Below are 14,015 nucleotides of genomic sequence, written 5' to 3'. Positions count from 1 at the left end.
GTCCCGGATCGGTTCGCAGTGGTGCTCGACGACTACTCCGATCAGTTGGCCAAGGTCCGCTGTCGCAGGCGACCCGACGCACCTACATCTCCAAGGTGCGCCAGTTCCTCATCTGGCACACCTATGCCGCCACTGGCGACGGTGATCCGCTGGGCAAGAAGCCGGCGCGGGACTGGGCCGTGCGCGACTACCGCACCCAGCTGCTGGCCGTGGCCAAACGCGAACCGGCCACCGTGAACAACGCCCTGGCGGCCCTCGACGACTTCTATGCCCGCCGCGGTCTGGGGCCAGCCGACGCCAAGCGCACCGAGCTACCCAAAACGGCGCCGTGGGCGCCGGAGCCGCGCGACCGGATGGTGTTCCTGCGCGAGGTCGAGCGCTGGCCGCAGGCCGAGGACGGGCGATCGCGTTGGTGCCCTTCTATGCCGGAGCCCGCATCTCCGAAGTAGTCGCCCTCGACGTCGACGACGTTCGCATGTCCCGCAGGATCGGCGAGCTGCGCCTGTACGGCAAAGGCGGCAAGGTCCGCACTGTGCCGCTCAAGCCGCAGCTACGCACCGCCCTGGCCGCCTGGATCGAACAGCGCTCCGCCTGGCCCGGCGCCGGTGGACCGGCGCTGTTCCTCAACCACACTGGCGGACGGTTGTCCGCCACAGCCGCCAGCGACATCATCACTGCGATCACCGCCACGGCCCGGTTGGAAGACCCGCCGACCGCCCAAGTTTTTCGCCACACCTTCGGCACCACGCTGGTACGGGCTGACACCGACCTGGCGACCGTCGCCGAGCTGCTCGGGCATTCCCGCATCGAAACCGTCAGGATCTATAGTCGACCAACCGAAGCCGACAAGATCAGAGCCCTGGAACACCTCACTGTTGATGAGTAGCAGCAGGTCAAAGGGCAAGATCGCGGGCCGTTTGGGTCAGGTGACACGGCCGTTAACGCCAAGACGCCCGTGGGTTCAGCCGTACTGAGGGCTCTTCAGCCCGAACTCACGTGGGTTCGTTGCCCCGAATCGGGGTCCGCGTCGGGTTCAGGTTCATTCAGCCCGGAAGGATGGGGCGCCTTGACTCGGACCAGGGCGTCGTCGTTCCGTTAGGGTGGTATTCCTCGTCGTAGTCGGTGTCGACGAGGCGGGCTGTGAGATCGCGGGCGAGGACCGCGAGGTCGGCGTCCTTGGCGTGGGTCCCGCGGACCTCGATCACATGGAGCTTCCATGAAAGCCAGGCCTTGGTGCCGTCGGTGCAGGTGAACACCCAGTCGAGGCTGCCGCCGCCCTCGTCCGGCTCCAGACGCGGATCGGCCTCAGCGAACGCCAGCCACTCCGCCGAGCCGATCGGGAAGTCCTCGCCGCCACCCCACTCGGTCGCTCTGGTGATGTAGAGGTAGTTGGCCATGGTGCTCCGATCCGGGCAGTCGGCGGTTCGGATCAGCGTAATGGCCAAGACCACTTCGAGGGCCGTCGCGACTGCAGGCCCTCAGTTTCTTATTCGACGTCGTCAAGGACGCGTTGCGCGATCGTTGTGTAGCGGCTGGCGGTGGTGTGCGAGAGGTTGAAGACGAGGGCCAGGTGCAGCGGATCCGGTTCGGCGGACAGCGCCTCGTGGAGGATCCGGTCGCGGCGGATCTGATCCAGGGAGATGCCGGGGAGCAGGTGTCCGTGCAGTTAGTGGCTGCTCACCGGTCCGTCGCCGAGGGCTGTTCGTGTGTTGATCAGAACATGCCGATTGGGGTTGTGCGGCCATCGGCTGCGGCGTTCGTCGAGCCAGGCCAGCAGGGCCTGGCGGGCCGGCTTGCTCAGTCGCTGTTCGCTTCCTGCGATGGTGATTCGCCGGTTGGCCAGGTCCAGGTCGTCGAGTGTGAGGTCGCGGATCGCGCCTCGTTTGGCGGCTTGGACCGCAGCGAGGATGACGGCCAGTCGCTGATCAGCGCGGACGGCCGCGTTCTCGACCAAGCGGATCTGTTCCTGGCTCATCGGCACCAGGCCGTCGTTGACCGGTTCGGCCTTCAGCCGTGTCGTGGGGTTGGCGAAGATGAGCTTGTTCTTCTTGGCGAAGAAGAACAGCGAACGCAGCGCCGCGGTGGCGGTCCGCCTGCGCCATGAACCGCTCCGGGTTTGGTCCGGACTCTCGATCTTTTTTGGAAGGATCGAGTCGCTATGTCGAACAGGAAGCCATACCCCACTGATCTGCGGGATCGGGCGGCGGAGACCGGGGCGGATGCCATGGTGCCAGGTCACTTCACGAAAGGGCTCTTTCCGGAAGTAAAGCGGCGGCCGACTGCGGTCGCGCGGCTATTGCCCGTGGGCCTCGGCGAGCTTGGCCTGGATACGTTCTATAGCTGGGTTCATGCCGAGGCGCTGGTAGATCACCAGAGCCTGATTCAGGTACCTGGTGCCCTGGGCGGTGTCGCCGACGGCCAGGTGGTGGTCGGCGATGCCTTCCAGGGAGAGCGCCTCATCGTCGGGCTTGTGTAGTTCCTGGTTCATGGCCAGGGACTGCCGGTACAGCGCGAGAGCGCCGGGGAGGTCGCCGAGCGCAGCGACGGCGGCCGCGTAGAAGTTCAGCGCCCAGGCCTCATTGCCGCGGTCGCCGATCTGCCGGTAGATCTCTAGCGCCGACGCCTGGACCTCGGCCGCCCCCGGATAGTCCCCAGTCATAAACCGTACCCGCCCCAGGTTGGTCAGGGCGTTGGCCTCGCCAGTGCGGTCGCCGATCTGCCGGTAGATCTCTAGCGCCGACGCCTGGACCTCGGCCGCCCCCGGATAGTCCCCAGTCATAAACCGTACCCGCCCCAGGTTGGTCAGGGCGTTGGCCTCGCCGAGGCGGTCGCCGATCTGCCGGTAGACCTCTAGCGCCGACGCCTGGACCTCGGCCGCCCCCGGATAGTCCCCAGTCATAGACCGCGCCCGCCCCAGGTTGGTCAGGGCGTGGGCCTCGCCGAGGCGGTTGCCGATCTGCCGGCAGATCTCCAGCGCCGACGCCTGGGCCTCGGCCGCCCCCGGATAGTCCCCGGTCGCATGCCGTACCCGCCCCAGGTCGATCAGGGCGCGGGCCTCGCCGAGGCGGTCGCCGATCTGCCGGTAGATCTCTAGCGCCGACGCCTGGGCCTCGGCCGCCGCCGGATAGTCCCCGGTCATCTGCCGTACCCGCCCGAGGTCGGTCAGGGCGTGGGCCTCGCCGAGGCGGTTGCCGATCTGCCGGTAGATCTCTAGCGCCGACGCCTGGGCCTCGGCTGCCCCCGGATAGTCCCCGGTCATAAACCGTACCCGCCCCAGGTCGGCCAAGGCGTCGGCGCGGACGGTGGGATCGGGTCGGGCCGTGGTTTCGGCGGCCTGGTGGATCTGTAGGGCGCGGGTCCAGGGGCCGTCGGAGAGCAGGATTTCGGCCAGGCCAGCGGCCAGGGCGGTGGTGTGGCGGTCAAGTCGGTGGGTGTGGGCGTAGGTGAAGGCGGCGTCGAGGTTGGGGTGCTCGGCGCGCAGCCAAGCACGCGCGGTGTCGGGGTCGGCCAGGTCGGGGGTGTGTACGAGGACCAGGTCGTGGGTGATGTTCCGGGGATGGCGGGCGATGGGCTGGGAGGCTTTCTGTGCGGTGTGGGCGTAGTAGCTCAGCAGCTGGTTCATGGTGTCCTCGCGCCGCCGGGCGGGGTCGGCTTTTTCGGCCTGGGTGCGGGCGTGTTCGCGCAGCAGGTCGTGCAGCCGGTAGCGCCCAGGGATGGTCTCGGCCAGGAGATTGTGGTCGACGAGGTCCTGCAGTAGGTGGTCGGTTCGATCCAGGGTGGTGTCCAGCAGTGCCGCGGCGGCGTAGGCGTCAGCGTCGGGTCCGGGGGCCAGGCCGAGGTTTCGGAACAGCTCCTGCTGGTCTGGGTCAAGGTTGCGGTAGGACAGGTCGAAGGCGGTGGCCAGGTTCCGGTCGCCGTCGAAGAAGACGGCCAGCCCTGCATTGCGGGTCGTCAGTTGGGCGGCGAGGTGTTTGAGGGTCCAGGCGGGTCGGTTGCGGAACAGGGCGGCGATGATCCGCAGCGCGAGCGGCAGTTGCCCGCACAGTGTCGCGATCTCCTCCAGAAGCGGGTCGTCGACCGGGGTGCGTGCGGGGCCGGCGATGGTACGGAACAAGGCGATCGCATCGGTCATCGGCAGGACGTCCACTGGCAGCAGGTGGGCGTCGTCCAGGCCTTTGAGTCGTCGGCGGCTGGTGATCAGGACCAGGCACCCGCTGCTGCCGGGGAGCAGGGGGCGGATCTGGTCTTCGCTGCCGGCGTTGTCGAGCAGGATCAGGGTGCGTGTTCCGGCCAGGCGGTCGCGGAACGCTGCTGCCCGCGCGGCGGTCTCGGTGGGGATGAGTTGGGGTGGTGTGCCGTAGGCCTGGAGGAACTCGGCCAGGACGTCGCCGGGGGTTCGGGGAGTGAGGGCGTGGGCGCCTTGCAGGTCGACGAATAGCTGTCCGTCGGGGAAGCGGCCGGTCAGGGCGTGGGCAGCGTGCAACGCGAGGGCGGTTTTGCCGACGCCGCCCATGCCGTCGATCGCGGAGATCCCGATGGCCGTCGGCCCGTCCTGCTCGGCGGCGTGTTCGGCCAGGTCCAGCAGAGCGGTCAGTTCCTCGTGGCGGCCGGTGAATCCCGACGGGTCCATGGGCAGCTGGTGCAGTGGACCGCGTGCCGCAGCTGGGCGGTCCGCGTCTTGTAGGGCCTGGGTCTGGGCCTGGCGCAGGTGGGGGCCGAGGACCTGGCCCAGGTCCTCCAGTGACGCGGCGGTACGTACGGCGACGTCGGCGGCCTGGCCGGATTCCCCCAGCGCGGCCAGGGCCTGCACGAGCAGCGCGGCCATGCGATCGCGCTCGGGGTGACGCGGGACCACATCGCGCAGCAGTGCTGCGGCGGCGGCCGGGTCGTCGGCGGTCAGGTACAGCCCGGCCAGTTGCTCGAATGCCTCCAGCCTGCGGTTCAGCAGGACGTCGGCCTGGGAGCGCAGCCACGGGGTGTCGAGGTCTGCAAGTGCGCTCTGGCCTCGCCACAGGTCCAGGGCCTGCCGGAGATGGATGGCGGCGAGTTCGTCCTCGCGGCCGCGCCGGTCACGTCCGGCCAGCCAGATCAGCTCGGTGAATCTGTGAGCGTCGATGAGGTCGGCGGCGATGTCGGCCCGGTACCCCGGCGTCTTGAAGCGCAACTCGATGTGGGCCTTGGCCGGCTTGAGGTGCCCGCGCAGTTCCGAGACATAGTCCGCGACGAGATCGTAGGCGCTGGCCGGCGGGTCGCCAGGCCAGGCGTGGTCCACGATCGTACGACGCGGCACGATCTGGCCGGGGTGCAGCATCAGCACGGCCAGGACGCTCCTGGCCCGCACGCCGCCCAGATTCAGCGCCGTGCCGCGGTGGACGGCCTGGACTGTACCGAGCAGCCGTATCCGGAAATCGCCGTCCACGTCGCCTGCCACCTGGAGCCCGTCCCCTCATCAGGATCCTGCGGTACGGAATTCTTCTCCCCCGCCGGTGCGGGCGGTAGCAGCGCTGCCGGTGGCGAACCCGGCGAATACACACCGCGCCTCGCGAACCCAACCCGGTTCCTGGCCGCAGCTCACACCGCGGCCGCCGGGTCGACGTGGGTTTGGAGGCGTTCGCGCAGCGCGGTGTCGCGGGGTCGGTGTAGCGGGCCAGCAGGTGACGAACCCCGTACACGGAGGTGGGTCCCGGTCGTCCGACCGGGGCCCACCTCCGTGTACGGGGTTCGGGGATAGTCCTCCCGATCCTTGCTGAGGACCGCGAACGACTACATGCCACGTAGCCCGGCCACGCCACCAGTTCCAGCCAGTTGTCGGCCGGCGGCCACCGGCGCGAGGCACGCACCGTCGCTCGACGCGATCCGGTCAGACACAGCATCGCCCCCGATGTGCTCACCGCCATGCGGGACTGGCTCGCCACCAGCACGGGCTCCGGATTGCTGCCCGAGAAGCACTCGCCGCCGAGTCCGCCGGCCTGCCCGGCGACTACACCTCGTAATCGGCTCGACAACGTCGCGGCCTGCACAACGTTCCCGACGTGGGTGCCTGTGCCGGGACACGTTGTTGCGACTCGCGAAGCAGCGTGACCTCGTCGGCTGGTGACGGCGGGACACCGTAGTTGGCACCGTTGGGTCACGGTAGTTGCGACCGGCCCTGAGTTGTCGCGCTATCTGCCACTGGCTCCTGACAGTGTGATTTGGTTCTGGCAAAGATCTCGTGGTCGGTCGGGCTGGGCTCAAGTCCAGGGCACGACGTCAACGGAGTCCGGCTTCGGGAACGGCATCATGCCCGAGCTCATGAGCCAGCCTCGGTCGTAGCGCTCGTCGCGTTCGGCAGCCAGGATCCTTGGAACACGCCACGTCCACCACTGGATCTCGGTCTCATGGCCGGGCCACGGCACCGTGGCCGCTCGGAACCGGCCATCGAGCTCGTCCAGTTCAGGCTGACGAAGTTGTCGTACTCGGGCCGGCAGCAGCGGCCAGACCTTCGCAAGCGCAGTTCGGCACCATACATCGTTGGACAACTCCGGCCCACACCACGAGTAGCCCTCAATGTCTTCGAAATCCGCGGCGACGCCACGCCATCGCCCAAGAAGGTTGTTGAGGGTGCACTCCTGCCCGCCAGCCCAGCGGCCAGCGACCGCGGCGACGGCGGTGCGGACGGCGTCATACTCCTCAGCCGTCAGCCGCCTCTCGCCCGCGCCTTCCGGTTCTGGCTCCATGAGCGGATCATCCCAGTTCGAGGTCGCTGATGGAACAAACCCGACGACGAAGCCATCCCCTGGAAGGCATCGCCGACCACCACCTCGCCACCGGCGAAACCGACAGCGGAATCGCCTATCTGAACCAGGCCCTGGAGATCTTTCAGTGCCTCGGCATGCGCCCGGAGATAGAACGCGTCCAGACCCGTCTGGCGGGATTCCGCAGGAGGTGAGGAGTTTCTGCAGACGGGACGTCGCTGGAGGCGGTCTTGCGGACTCCGGCGTTCTGCGCGCTGGTGGTATTCAGGTCGGCCGGGTGCAGCCGAGAATGTCGCAGAGCGCGCTGTGGCCAGCACGAGCCTGCTGGATCTGATGGCGATCGTGCTCGGCACCGGTCTGCTCGACGACATCCGGCAAACATTGGCCCGGGACATCGAGGCCCATCTCACCGCGTTCGGCCCGGCCACCGAACAGCCGTCGTCGGAGTACTACGAGGCCGACGGCTACTGGCGCGGGCCGATCCGGGCCTCGTCGGTCTGCGCCGGGCCGGGTTCGCCGACGAGGTGAGCGCCGGCTTCCGGGCGCTGTGTGAGCAGTCCGGGTTCGCGGAGAGCTTCGACGCGCTGTCCGGCGCCGGGTTGCGTGACCGTGCGATACGAAACCTTCGTGGGGTTCGATGATCGGAGTGAATCGGTTCGGCCGACCACTGATGGACGGTGAAGGAGGGTGAGGCTATGAAGAAGCGTGTGGCCGAGGCTGTGGCACGACCATGAACGGCGCGTCGGGAGGACCCGAGTGATCACGCTAAAGTGTGCCGCGCACGGGGATCACCAGGGGAGGGACCACGCACTATGCGTAATTCGGCCGCGACGCGCTGGACATTGGCCGCTGTTGCGGCGACGGCACTGTTGACGGCGGGGTGCGGGGGCGGCAAAGCCAGCGCTACCGCGGCGAAGGTCTCCTCGCCCACGGCGACGTCCAGCGCGGCGGCGACAACCTCCGCCGACGACACCGCCACGACGGCTCCGGAGGACGCCACCACCACTACGAGCAACCCGCTGGCCGGCATCCCCAACGGCACCAAGTTGCAGTCACTGCTCGCGCCGACCTCGATGATGCCGTCCGGCTACACCGGGGATCTAGCGAGCACCCAGGACAGCGCTGGCGATTTTCAGAAGGAATCCGTGAACGCCGTCACGGACAAGCCGGACTGCACCAAACTGGGCACGAACGGCTTTCAGTCGCTGGGTGGCTCCGGCCTAACCTTCGCCATGAGCACCAGCGACGCACCCGACAAGCTCGGCAGAATCACCCAGGATGTCGACGCCTACGGCATCACCGAGGACGCCCAGACGGCGGAGTCGATCCTGTCCGGATTGTCGGTCCAGTGCCCGAACTACACGGATCCTGATTCCAAGGCCAAGGTCACCGTGACGGAGAAGCCGGTGAGCGGGGTCGGAGACGAGGCGTACGTCATCACCACGACGAGTCCCGACTGGGAGTACGGGGTCACTATGGAGACCGCACGCGTCGGCGGCGAGGTCGTCGCAGTCACCGTGGCCACGTCGCTCCCGCACAACGGCGCCGACATGGCGGCGAAGCTGACCACCTACCTCGTCGGCCAGCTCAAGGGCCTGAGCACGTCCTGACCGTCCCCAAAGACGGGGCGGGCGCGACGCGAAACCGACGGCTCCTGCGGCGACGAACAGCGCAGCGAGGCCGGACAGCACGCGGCGGCGCACACGGCCGGATCGGGTCGGCGGTAGGCGGCTGGCGGCCGTAAGGACGGTCGGGTCTTCGGTAGTCCGTCACCGGTCACCGGGGCTGGTATAGAGGTCCAGGACCACGCGGGCCCGCTGCGCGACCGACGAACACCGGGCCGGTCCCCAGGTTCGACAGGCCCGCAGGTGCCGGGATCTGGGAGGGATCCGGCAGCGCGGCCGCCGTCCGCCGTGGCGCCGATCCGGCGACGTCGACCAGATCCACCTCGATGCCGCAGGCTGCCGCGACCCCGGCGAAATCCTGCGCGCCGGGCAGCACAGCAGCCGGGGTCGCGGTCAGGGGTCAGGGTCCGGGCGTCCACAGCGAGTTCGTGGTCGGTGGTGGCCACCGCCAGCACAATGTCACTTCCCGGAAGGGCCCTTTCGAGAAGACATCCGGCGCGGCGTCCGGGGCCGGCCTACTGCGCGTCGAGTTCGGCCAGTCGGGTCTGAGCCCGTTCGATGTCCCGCTGCATACCTAGGCGCCGGTAGATCTCCAGGGCCTGGTTCAGGTACGCAGCACCTTCGGTGGGGTTGCCGGTGGCCAGGTGATGCTCGGCGATGCCTTCCAGGGCGATGGCCTCATCGTCGGGCTTGCCCAGTTCCCGGTTCATAGCCAGGGCCTGCTGGTAGAGGGCGAGGGCGCGAGGGCGGTCGCCGAGCGCGGCGACGGTGGCCGCATACGGGTTCAGCGCCCAGGCCTCATTGCCGCGGTGGCCGAGCTGCCGGTAGATCTCCATGGCCTCCTCCTGGGCCTGCGCCGCCCCCGGATAGTCCCCGACCAGATACCGCACCTGCCCCAGGTCGTTCAGGGCGGTGGCCTCGCCGAGGCGGTGGCCGAGCTGCCGGAAGATCTCCAAGGCCTCCTCCAGGGCCTGCACCGCCCCCGGATAGTCCCCGACCAGATACCGCACCCGCCCCAGATCGTTCAGGACGCTGGCCTCGCCGAGGCGGTGGCCGAGCTGCTGGTAGATCTCCAAGGCCTCCTCCAGGGCATTTGCCGCCCCCGGATAGTCCCCGACCGGATACCGCACCAGCCCCAGGTCGTTCAGGGCGTTGGCCTCGCCGAGGCGGTTGCCGAGCTGCCGGAAGATCTCCAAGGCCTCCTCCTGGGCCTGCGCCGCCCCCGGATAGTCCCCGACCAGATACCGCACCAGCCCCAGGTCGTTCAGGGCGGTGGCCTCGCCGAGGCGGTGGCCGAGCTGCCGGAAGATCTCCAAGGCCTCCTCCTGGGCCTGCGCCGCCCCCGGATAGTCCCCGACCAGACGCCGCACCAGCCCCAGGTCGTTCAGGGCGGTGGCGTGGGCGGTGGGTTGGTTGTGGCGGGCGGCGGTTTCGGCGGCCTGGTGGATGTGCATGGCGCGGGTCCAGGGCCCGTCGGTGTTCAGGATTTCGGCCAACCCGTCGGCCAGGGCAATGACGTGCTGTTCGAGGTGGCCGGTGTGGGCGAGGGTGAACGCGGCGTCGAGATTGGGGTATTCGATGCGCAGCCAGGCCCGTGCGGTTTCAGGGTCGGCCAGGTCGCGAGCGTGGTCGGGGCCGGGGCCGTCGGGTGCGGGTAGGGGCCTGCGGGCGATGGTTCCGGAGGCGGTTTGTGCGGTGTGGGCGTAGTAGTGCAGGAGCCGGTCCAGGGCCGTCGCACGCCCCCCGGCAGCGTCGATCGTCGTGGCCTGGGTGCGGGCGTGAAGCCTGAGGAGGTCGTGCAGGCGGTAGCGGCCGGTGCTGGTCTCGGTGAGCAGGTTGTGGTCTGTGAGGTCTTGCAGGAGGCGGTCGGCGTCCTGTAGGTCGGTGTCGGTCAGTGCGGCTGCGGCGTAGGCGTCGGTGTCGGGCCCGGGGACGAGGCCGAGGTACCGGAAGAGTCTCTGCTGGTCGAGGTTGAGGTTCTGGTAGGACAGGTCGAAGATCGCGTCCAGCTTTCGGTCGCCGTCATCGAACACCGACAGGTCCGCACCGCGGGCATGCAGGTCATCGATCAAGTTCTCCAGGGTCCATGCGCGGCGGTTGCGGAACACGGCGGCGGTGATGCGCAGTGCCAGCGGGAGCTGTCCGCACATTCGTGCGATGTCCTCCAGGAGCGGATCATCGCCGGGAATGCGTCCGGGTCCTGCGATGGTGCGGAACAGCGCGACCGCATCCGTGATCGGCAGGATGTCCAGGGGGATGGGGTGGGCGTCGTCGATGCCTTTGAGGCGTTTGCGGCTGGTGATCAGGACCAGGCAGCCGGGGGTTCCGGGGAGCAGGGGTCGTATCTGGTCTTCGCTGCCGGCGTTGTCGAGCAGGATCAGGGTGCGGGTACCAGCCAACCGGTTGCGGAACGCCGCGGCCCGTGCCGGTGTCTCGGCGGGGATGAGCTGGGGCGGGGTGCCGTAGGCCTGGAGGAACTCGGCCAGGACGTCGCCGGGCGGGCGGGGGGTGAGTTCGTGGGCTCCTTGCAGGTCGACGAACAGCTGGCCGTCGGGGAAGCGTGCGGTCAGGGCGTGGGCGGCGTGCAACGCGAGGGCGGTTTTGCCGACGCCGCCCATGCCGTCGATGGCGGAGATCTCGATGGCCGCCGGCGTGTCCTGCCCGGCGGCGTGTTCGGCCAGGGTCAGCAGGGTGGTGAGTTCTTCTTGGCGGCCGGTGAACGCCGGTGGGTCCAGGGGCAGCTGGTGCAGCGGGCCGCGTACGGTCGCCGGCCGGCTGCCGGTGCGCAGGGCCTGAGTGTGGGCTTGGCGCAGGTGGGGGCCGGGGGCCTGGCCCAGGTCGGCGAGGGATGCGGCGACGTGGACGGCGGTGTCGGCGGCTTGGCCGGGTTCGCCGAGCGCGGCCAGGGCCTGGACGAGCAGCGCGGCCATGCGGTCGCGCTCGGGATGACGCGGGACTGCCTCGCGCAGCAGCGCCGCCGCGGCGGCGGGGTCGTCAGCGTTCAGATACAGCCCGGCCAGCTGCTCGAACGCATCGAGCCGCCGGGCCAGGAGGACGTCGGCTTGGGAGCGCAGCCACGGGGTGTCCAGGTCGGACAGGGCGATCTCGCCGCGCCACAGGCCCAGGGCCTGGCGGAGGTGGGTGGCGGCGAGTTCGTCCTCGCGGCCTTTCCGGTCGCGTTCGGCCGCGCGGAGGAGTTCGGTGAACCGGTGGGCGTCGATGAGGTCGGGGGCGATGTCGGCCCGGAACCCCGGCCGCTGCGACACCAGTCTTACGTGTCCGGCGGCGGTCGCGGGGGCCAGGGCCCTGCGCAGTTTGGAGACGTAGTCCGTGACCAGGTCGGCGGCGCTGGCCGGGGGGTCGTCGGGCCAGGCGTGGGCGATGACGGTGCGCCGGGGCACGACCTGGCCCGGATGCAGCATCAGCACGGCCAGGATGCTCTTGGCCCGCAGGCCACCCAGGTCCAGTACGGTGCCGCAGTGGACAGCCTGGACCATGCCGAGCATGCGTACCTGGAACTCCAGCGTCGCGTCTGGGCTGCCGTTCATCGGCTGACCACCCCGTAGTCGAAAGTCTCAACGATGCAGCCAAGGCGCCCGCTGTCGCACAGCAAAGCAGCGGCGAACCGTCACGCCGCCTCGCGAGCCTGTGTCTTGCCACCTCCTGAACAGCGCTGGAGGTTGGTATTGGCTGGGCGCGTTGGCATCGCTGACAGCCGCCCCGGCCAGTGCCCGGCAGCGCGCGCGATCCGGTGCTCATCGCGGCGAGACATCCTCTTGCCCCTATCAGGATTCTGTGTCACTCGATTGTCCCGCAGAGCGCGGCGGACAGTACGTCTGTGAAGGGTGGCGAATCCAGCGAAGGAGCGGACAGCAGGCCTACTCGGTGTCCGCTACGTCCCGGCGCGCGCGGATGAGGTCGCGAAGTGAGGTGGCACGGGGGTCGGCGTAGCGGTCGAGCAGGCCTGCGGCTTCGGTGTCCGCGGCCTGCGCCGCGCCAGTCTGGCCGTCGGATTCGAGAATGTCGGCGAGACGGGCCAGCGCATCAGCCAGCCCAAAGGCATCAGGCCCGGCACGGCGCAACTCTACGGCGCGGCGATGAAAGTCAATGGCCTGCTCGCGTTGGCCTTGTACGGCCAACAGATCGCCGATTCCGGTGTACGCGATGGCCTCTTGCCTGCGATCGCCAAGCGGACGCTGCAGCTGGACACAATGCCAATAGGTTTCCAAGGCTTGCTCGATGTCAGCCCTGGCGACTTGGTTGGCGGCGTGTTGGAGCAGCAGCTCCACCTTCCCGGCTAGATATGTCTCCCCGCCTGCCAGCGCCTCGTCGGCCAGGCGCGCATAGCGTTCGGCGGCGTCTAGGTCGCCGGCCTCCCGGTGAGCACGGACCAGGTCCGTCAACGGTTCGATGCGCAGGGATCGGTGGCAGTTTGCTTCCTGCTGGGCGACCAGGGCTTCGTTGAGCAGGTCGACGGCCTCGTTCAGGAAGCCCTGATTCAGGCGGGTGACACCGAGGTTGCCTACGGTGATGGCTTGCAAGGTCGGCTGGTCGTTGTCTCGCGCGGCGCGGTGCGCCTGCTGGAATCGGTCGGCGGCGGCGTCGAGCTCGCGGCGCCACACGTGAACCAGCCCGAGGGAGTTGGCCGCTCGAAGGGCACCGATCGCGTCGCCTCGGCCAGCATAGGAGTGTTCGGCAGCATGGAAGCTCTCGACGGCCTCGTCAAGTCGGCCGGTGACACGATAGGCGTATCCGAGGTTCTCCAATATCCGGGCCTCGGCGCTGTCGTCGCCGAGGCGGCGGGCCGCCTGAAGTCCCAGCGTCCCGGTGGCCAGGGCGTCATCCAGCGCACTGCGCGATTCTTGCAGGGTGTTCACGGTGACGGCGAGCTTCCAGACCGTCTCATCCATCCCGGCGGCGGCAGCTGCCCTGGTCACGGCCAGGATGTTCGGTCCTTCCTGGCTATACCAGTCCACCGCCTGCGATGCGGTGTCGAAGCCGGCCGGCCGCGCGGCGGCCTCGGGAGGGTCCGTGAGCACACTGAGCTTCAGGCCCGGATTTCCCATGGCCTGCACCGCGGCGTCGGCACTGTACAGATACCAGTCCGTCAGCCGTACGAGTGCCGCGCGGTGCTCGGCGTCGGTGTCTTCGCCGTCTGCCAGGTCGTGGGCGAAGGCGCGCAGCAGGTCGTGGAACTGGAACCGTCGTGGGCCGGTCTGCTCGATCAGGTGCGCTCCGGCCAAGGCGTCCAGCAGCGTTCGAGTGCGGTCGGCCGGCAGGCCGATCAGCGCGGCTGCGGCGCCAGGCTCGAAGTCCGGGCCCGGATGTTGGCCCAGCAGCCGGAACGCCCGGGCCGCGGTGCCCGGCAGCGCCCGGTAGGACCAGGCGAACACGGTCCGCACCGCGTCGGCTTCGGCATCGTCATCCGCGGAAAGCGCCTCCCAAACAGTGGACTCTCCACGCAGGTCCTCAATCAGGTCTTCCAACGGCATCATGGGCCGGGCCGCGGCGCGCTCGGCGGCGATCCGCAGCGCCAGCGGCAGCCGCGCACACAACCGGGCCAGCTCGCCGACCAGGACCGGATCATCGCCGCTGCGGTAGTCGGCGGTGGCAGCGTCGAACAGCGCCACCGCCTCCTTGTCCTCCAACAGCCCCA

Annotated in this window: 11 protein-coding genes; 5 read left to right on the top strand and 6 right to left on the bottom strand. The window is 69.0% G+C overall.

Annotated elements, in window-relative coordinates:
• Positions 1–95 precede the first annotated feature (95 nt).
• Both GWK61_RS14980 and GWK61_RS14975 read left to right on the top strand, forming a co-directional pair.
• Entirely contained in the window at positions 96–449 is a 354-nt protein-coding gene (locus GWK61_RS14980; protein WP_194908970.1) for a hypothetical protein, read from the top strand.
• On the top strand, positions 413–886 hold the full coding sequence (locus tag GWK61_RS14975) for a tyrosine-type recombinase/integrase (protein ID WP_194908969.1): 474 nt from the start codon (positions 413–415) through the stop codon (positions 884–886). The genes GWK61_RS14980 and GWK61_RS14975 overlap by 37 nt, the downstream gene beginning before the upstream one ends.
• Positions 887–1,043: 157 nt before the next feature.
• Here the strand turns inward: GWK61_RS14975 and GWK61_RS14970 are convergent, their stop codons facing one another.
• The 4 genes from GWK61_RS14970 to GWK61_RS14955 all read right to left on the bottom strand — a co-directional run bounded on the left by GWK61_RS14970 (position 1,044) and on the right by GWK61_RS14955 (position 6,716).
• Complete coding sequence (locus GWK61_RS14970; RefSeq protein WP_194908968.1) at positions 1,044–1,397, bottom strand: hypothetical protein; 354 nt, start codon at positions 1,395–1,397, stop codon at positions 1,044–1,046.
• A gap of 269 nt (positions 1,398–1,666) precedes the next feature.
• Positions 1,667–2,239, bottom strand: coding sequence for a site-specific integrase (locus tag GWK61_RS14965; RefSeq protein ID WP_194908967.1), 573 nt, complete (start codon positions 2,237–2,239; stop codon positions 1,667–1,669).
• A 54-nt stretch (positions 2,240–2,293) separates the two neighbouring features.
• The gene (locus GWK61_RS14960) at positions 2,294–5,419 is read right to left on the bottom strand and encodes an AfsR/SARP family transcriptional regulator (protein WP_194908966.1); all 3,126 of its coding nucleotides are present in this window, start codon (positions 5,417–5,419) and stop codon (positions 2,294–2,296) included.
• A gap of 811 nt (positions 5,420–6,230) precedes the next feature.
• A complete protein-coding gene (locus tag GWK61_RS14955) occupies positions 6,231–6,716 on the bottom strand; it encodes a hypothetical protein (RefSeq protein WP_194908965.1) in 486 nt (161 codons plus the stop codon).
• Between the two features lie 29 nt (positions 6,717–6,745).
• On the opposite strand from GWK61_RS14955, the gene GWK61_RS14950 reads away from it, so the two are divergent.
• The 3 genes from GWK61_RS14950 (at position 6,746) to GWK61_RS14940 (ending at position 8,344) form a co-directional block, all read left to right on the top strand.
• The gene (locus GWK61_RS14950; RefSeq protein ID WP_194908964.1) at positions 6,746–6,928 is read left to right on the top strand and encodes a hypothetical protein; all 183 of its coding nucleotides are present in this window, start codon (positions 6,746–6,748) and stop codon (positions 6,926–6,928) included.
• A gap of 112 nt (positions 6,929–7,040) precedes the next feature.
• Positions 7,041–7,262: a hypothetical protein gene (locus tag GWK61_RS14945; RefSeq protein WP_228562347.1), complete on the top strand. Its 222-nt coding sequence runs from the start codon at positions 7,041–7,043 to the stop codon at positions 7,260–7,262.
• Between the two features lie 284 nt (positions 7,263–7,546).
• Entirely contained in the window at positions 7,547–8,344 is a 798-nt protein-coding gene (locus tag GWK61_RS14940; RefSeq protein ID WP_194908963.1) for a hypothetical protein, read from the top strand.
• A gap of 530 nt (positions 8,345–8,874) precedes the next feature.
• Here GWK61_RS14940 and GWK61_RS14935 read toward each other — a convergent pair.
• Both GWK61_RS14935 and GWK61_RS14930 read right to left on the bottom strand, forming a co-directional pair.
• Positions 8,875–11,907: an AfsR/SARP family transcriptional regulator gene (locus tag GWK61_RS14935; protein WP_194908962.1), complete on the bottom strand. Its 3,033-nt coding sequence runs from the start codon at positions 11,905–11,907 to the stop codon at positions 8,875–8,877.
• A gap of 330 nt (positions 11,908–12,237) precedes the next feature.
• A complete protein-coding gene (locus GWK61_RS14930; RefSeq protein WP_499700779.1) occupies positions 12,238–14,007 on the bottom strand; it encodes a tetratricopeptide repeat protein in 1,770 nt (589 codons plus the stop codon).
• Positions 14,008–14,015 lie beyond the last annotated feature (8 nt).

The organism is Catenulispora rubra, from assembly GCF_015356825.1.
GTDB classification, from domain to species: Bacteria; Actinomycetota; Actinomycetes; order Streptomycetales; family Catenulisporaceae; genus Catenulispora; species Catenulispora rubra.
The sequence above is the reverse complement of the archived record's forward strand: the minus strand, read 5'-3'. Positions and strand labels throughout refer to the sequence as shown.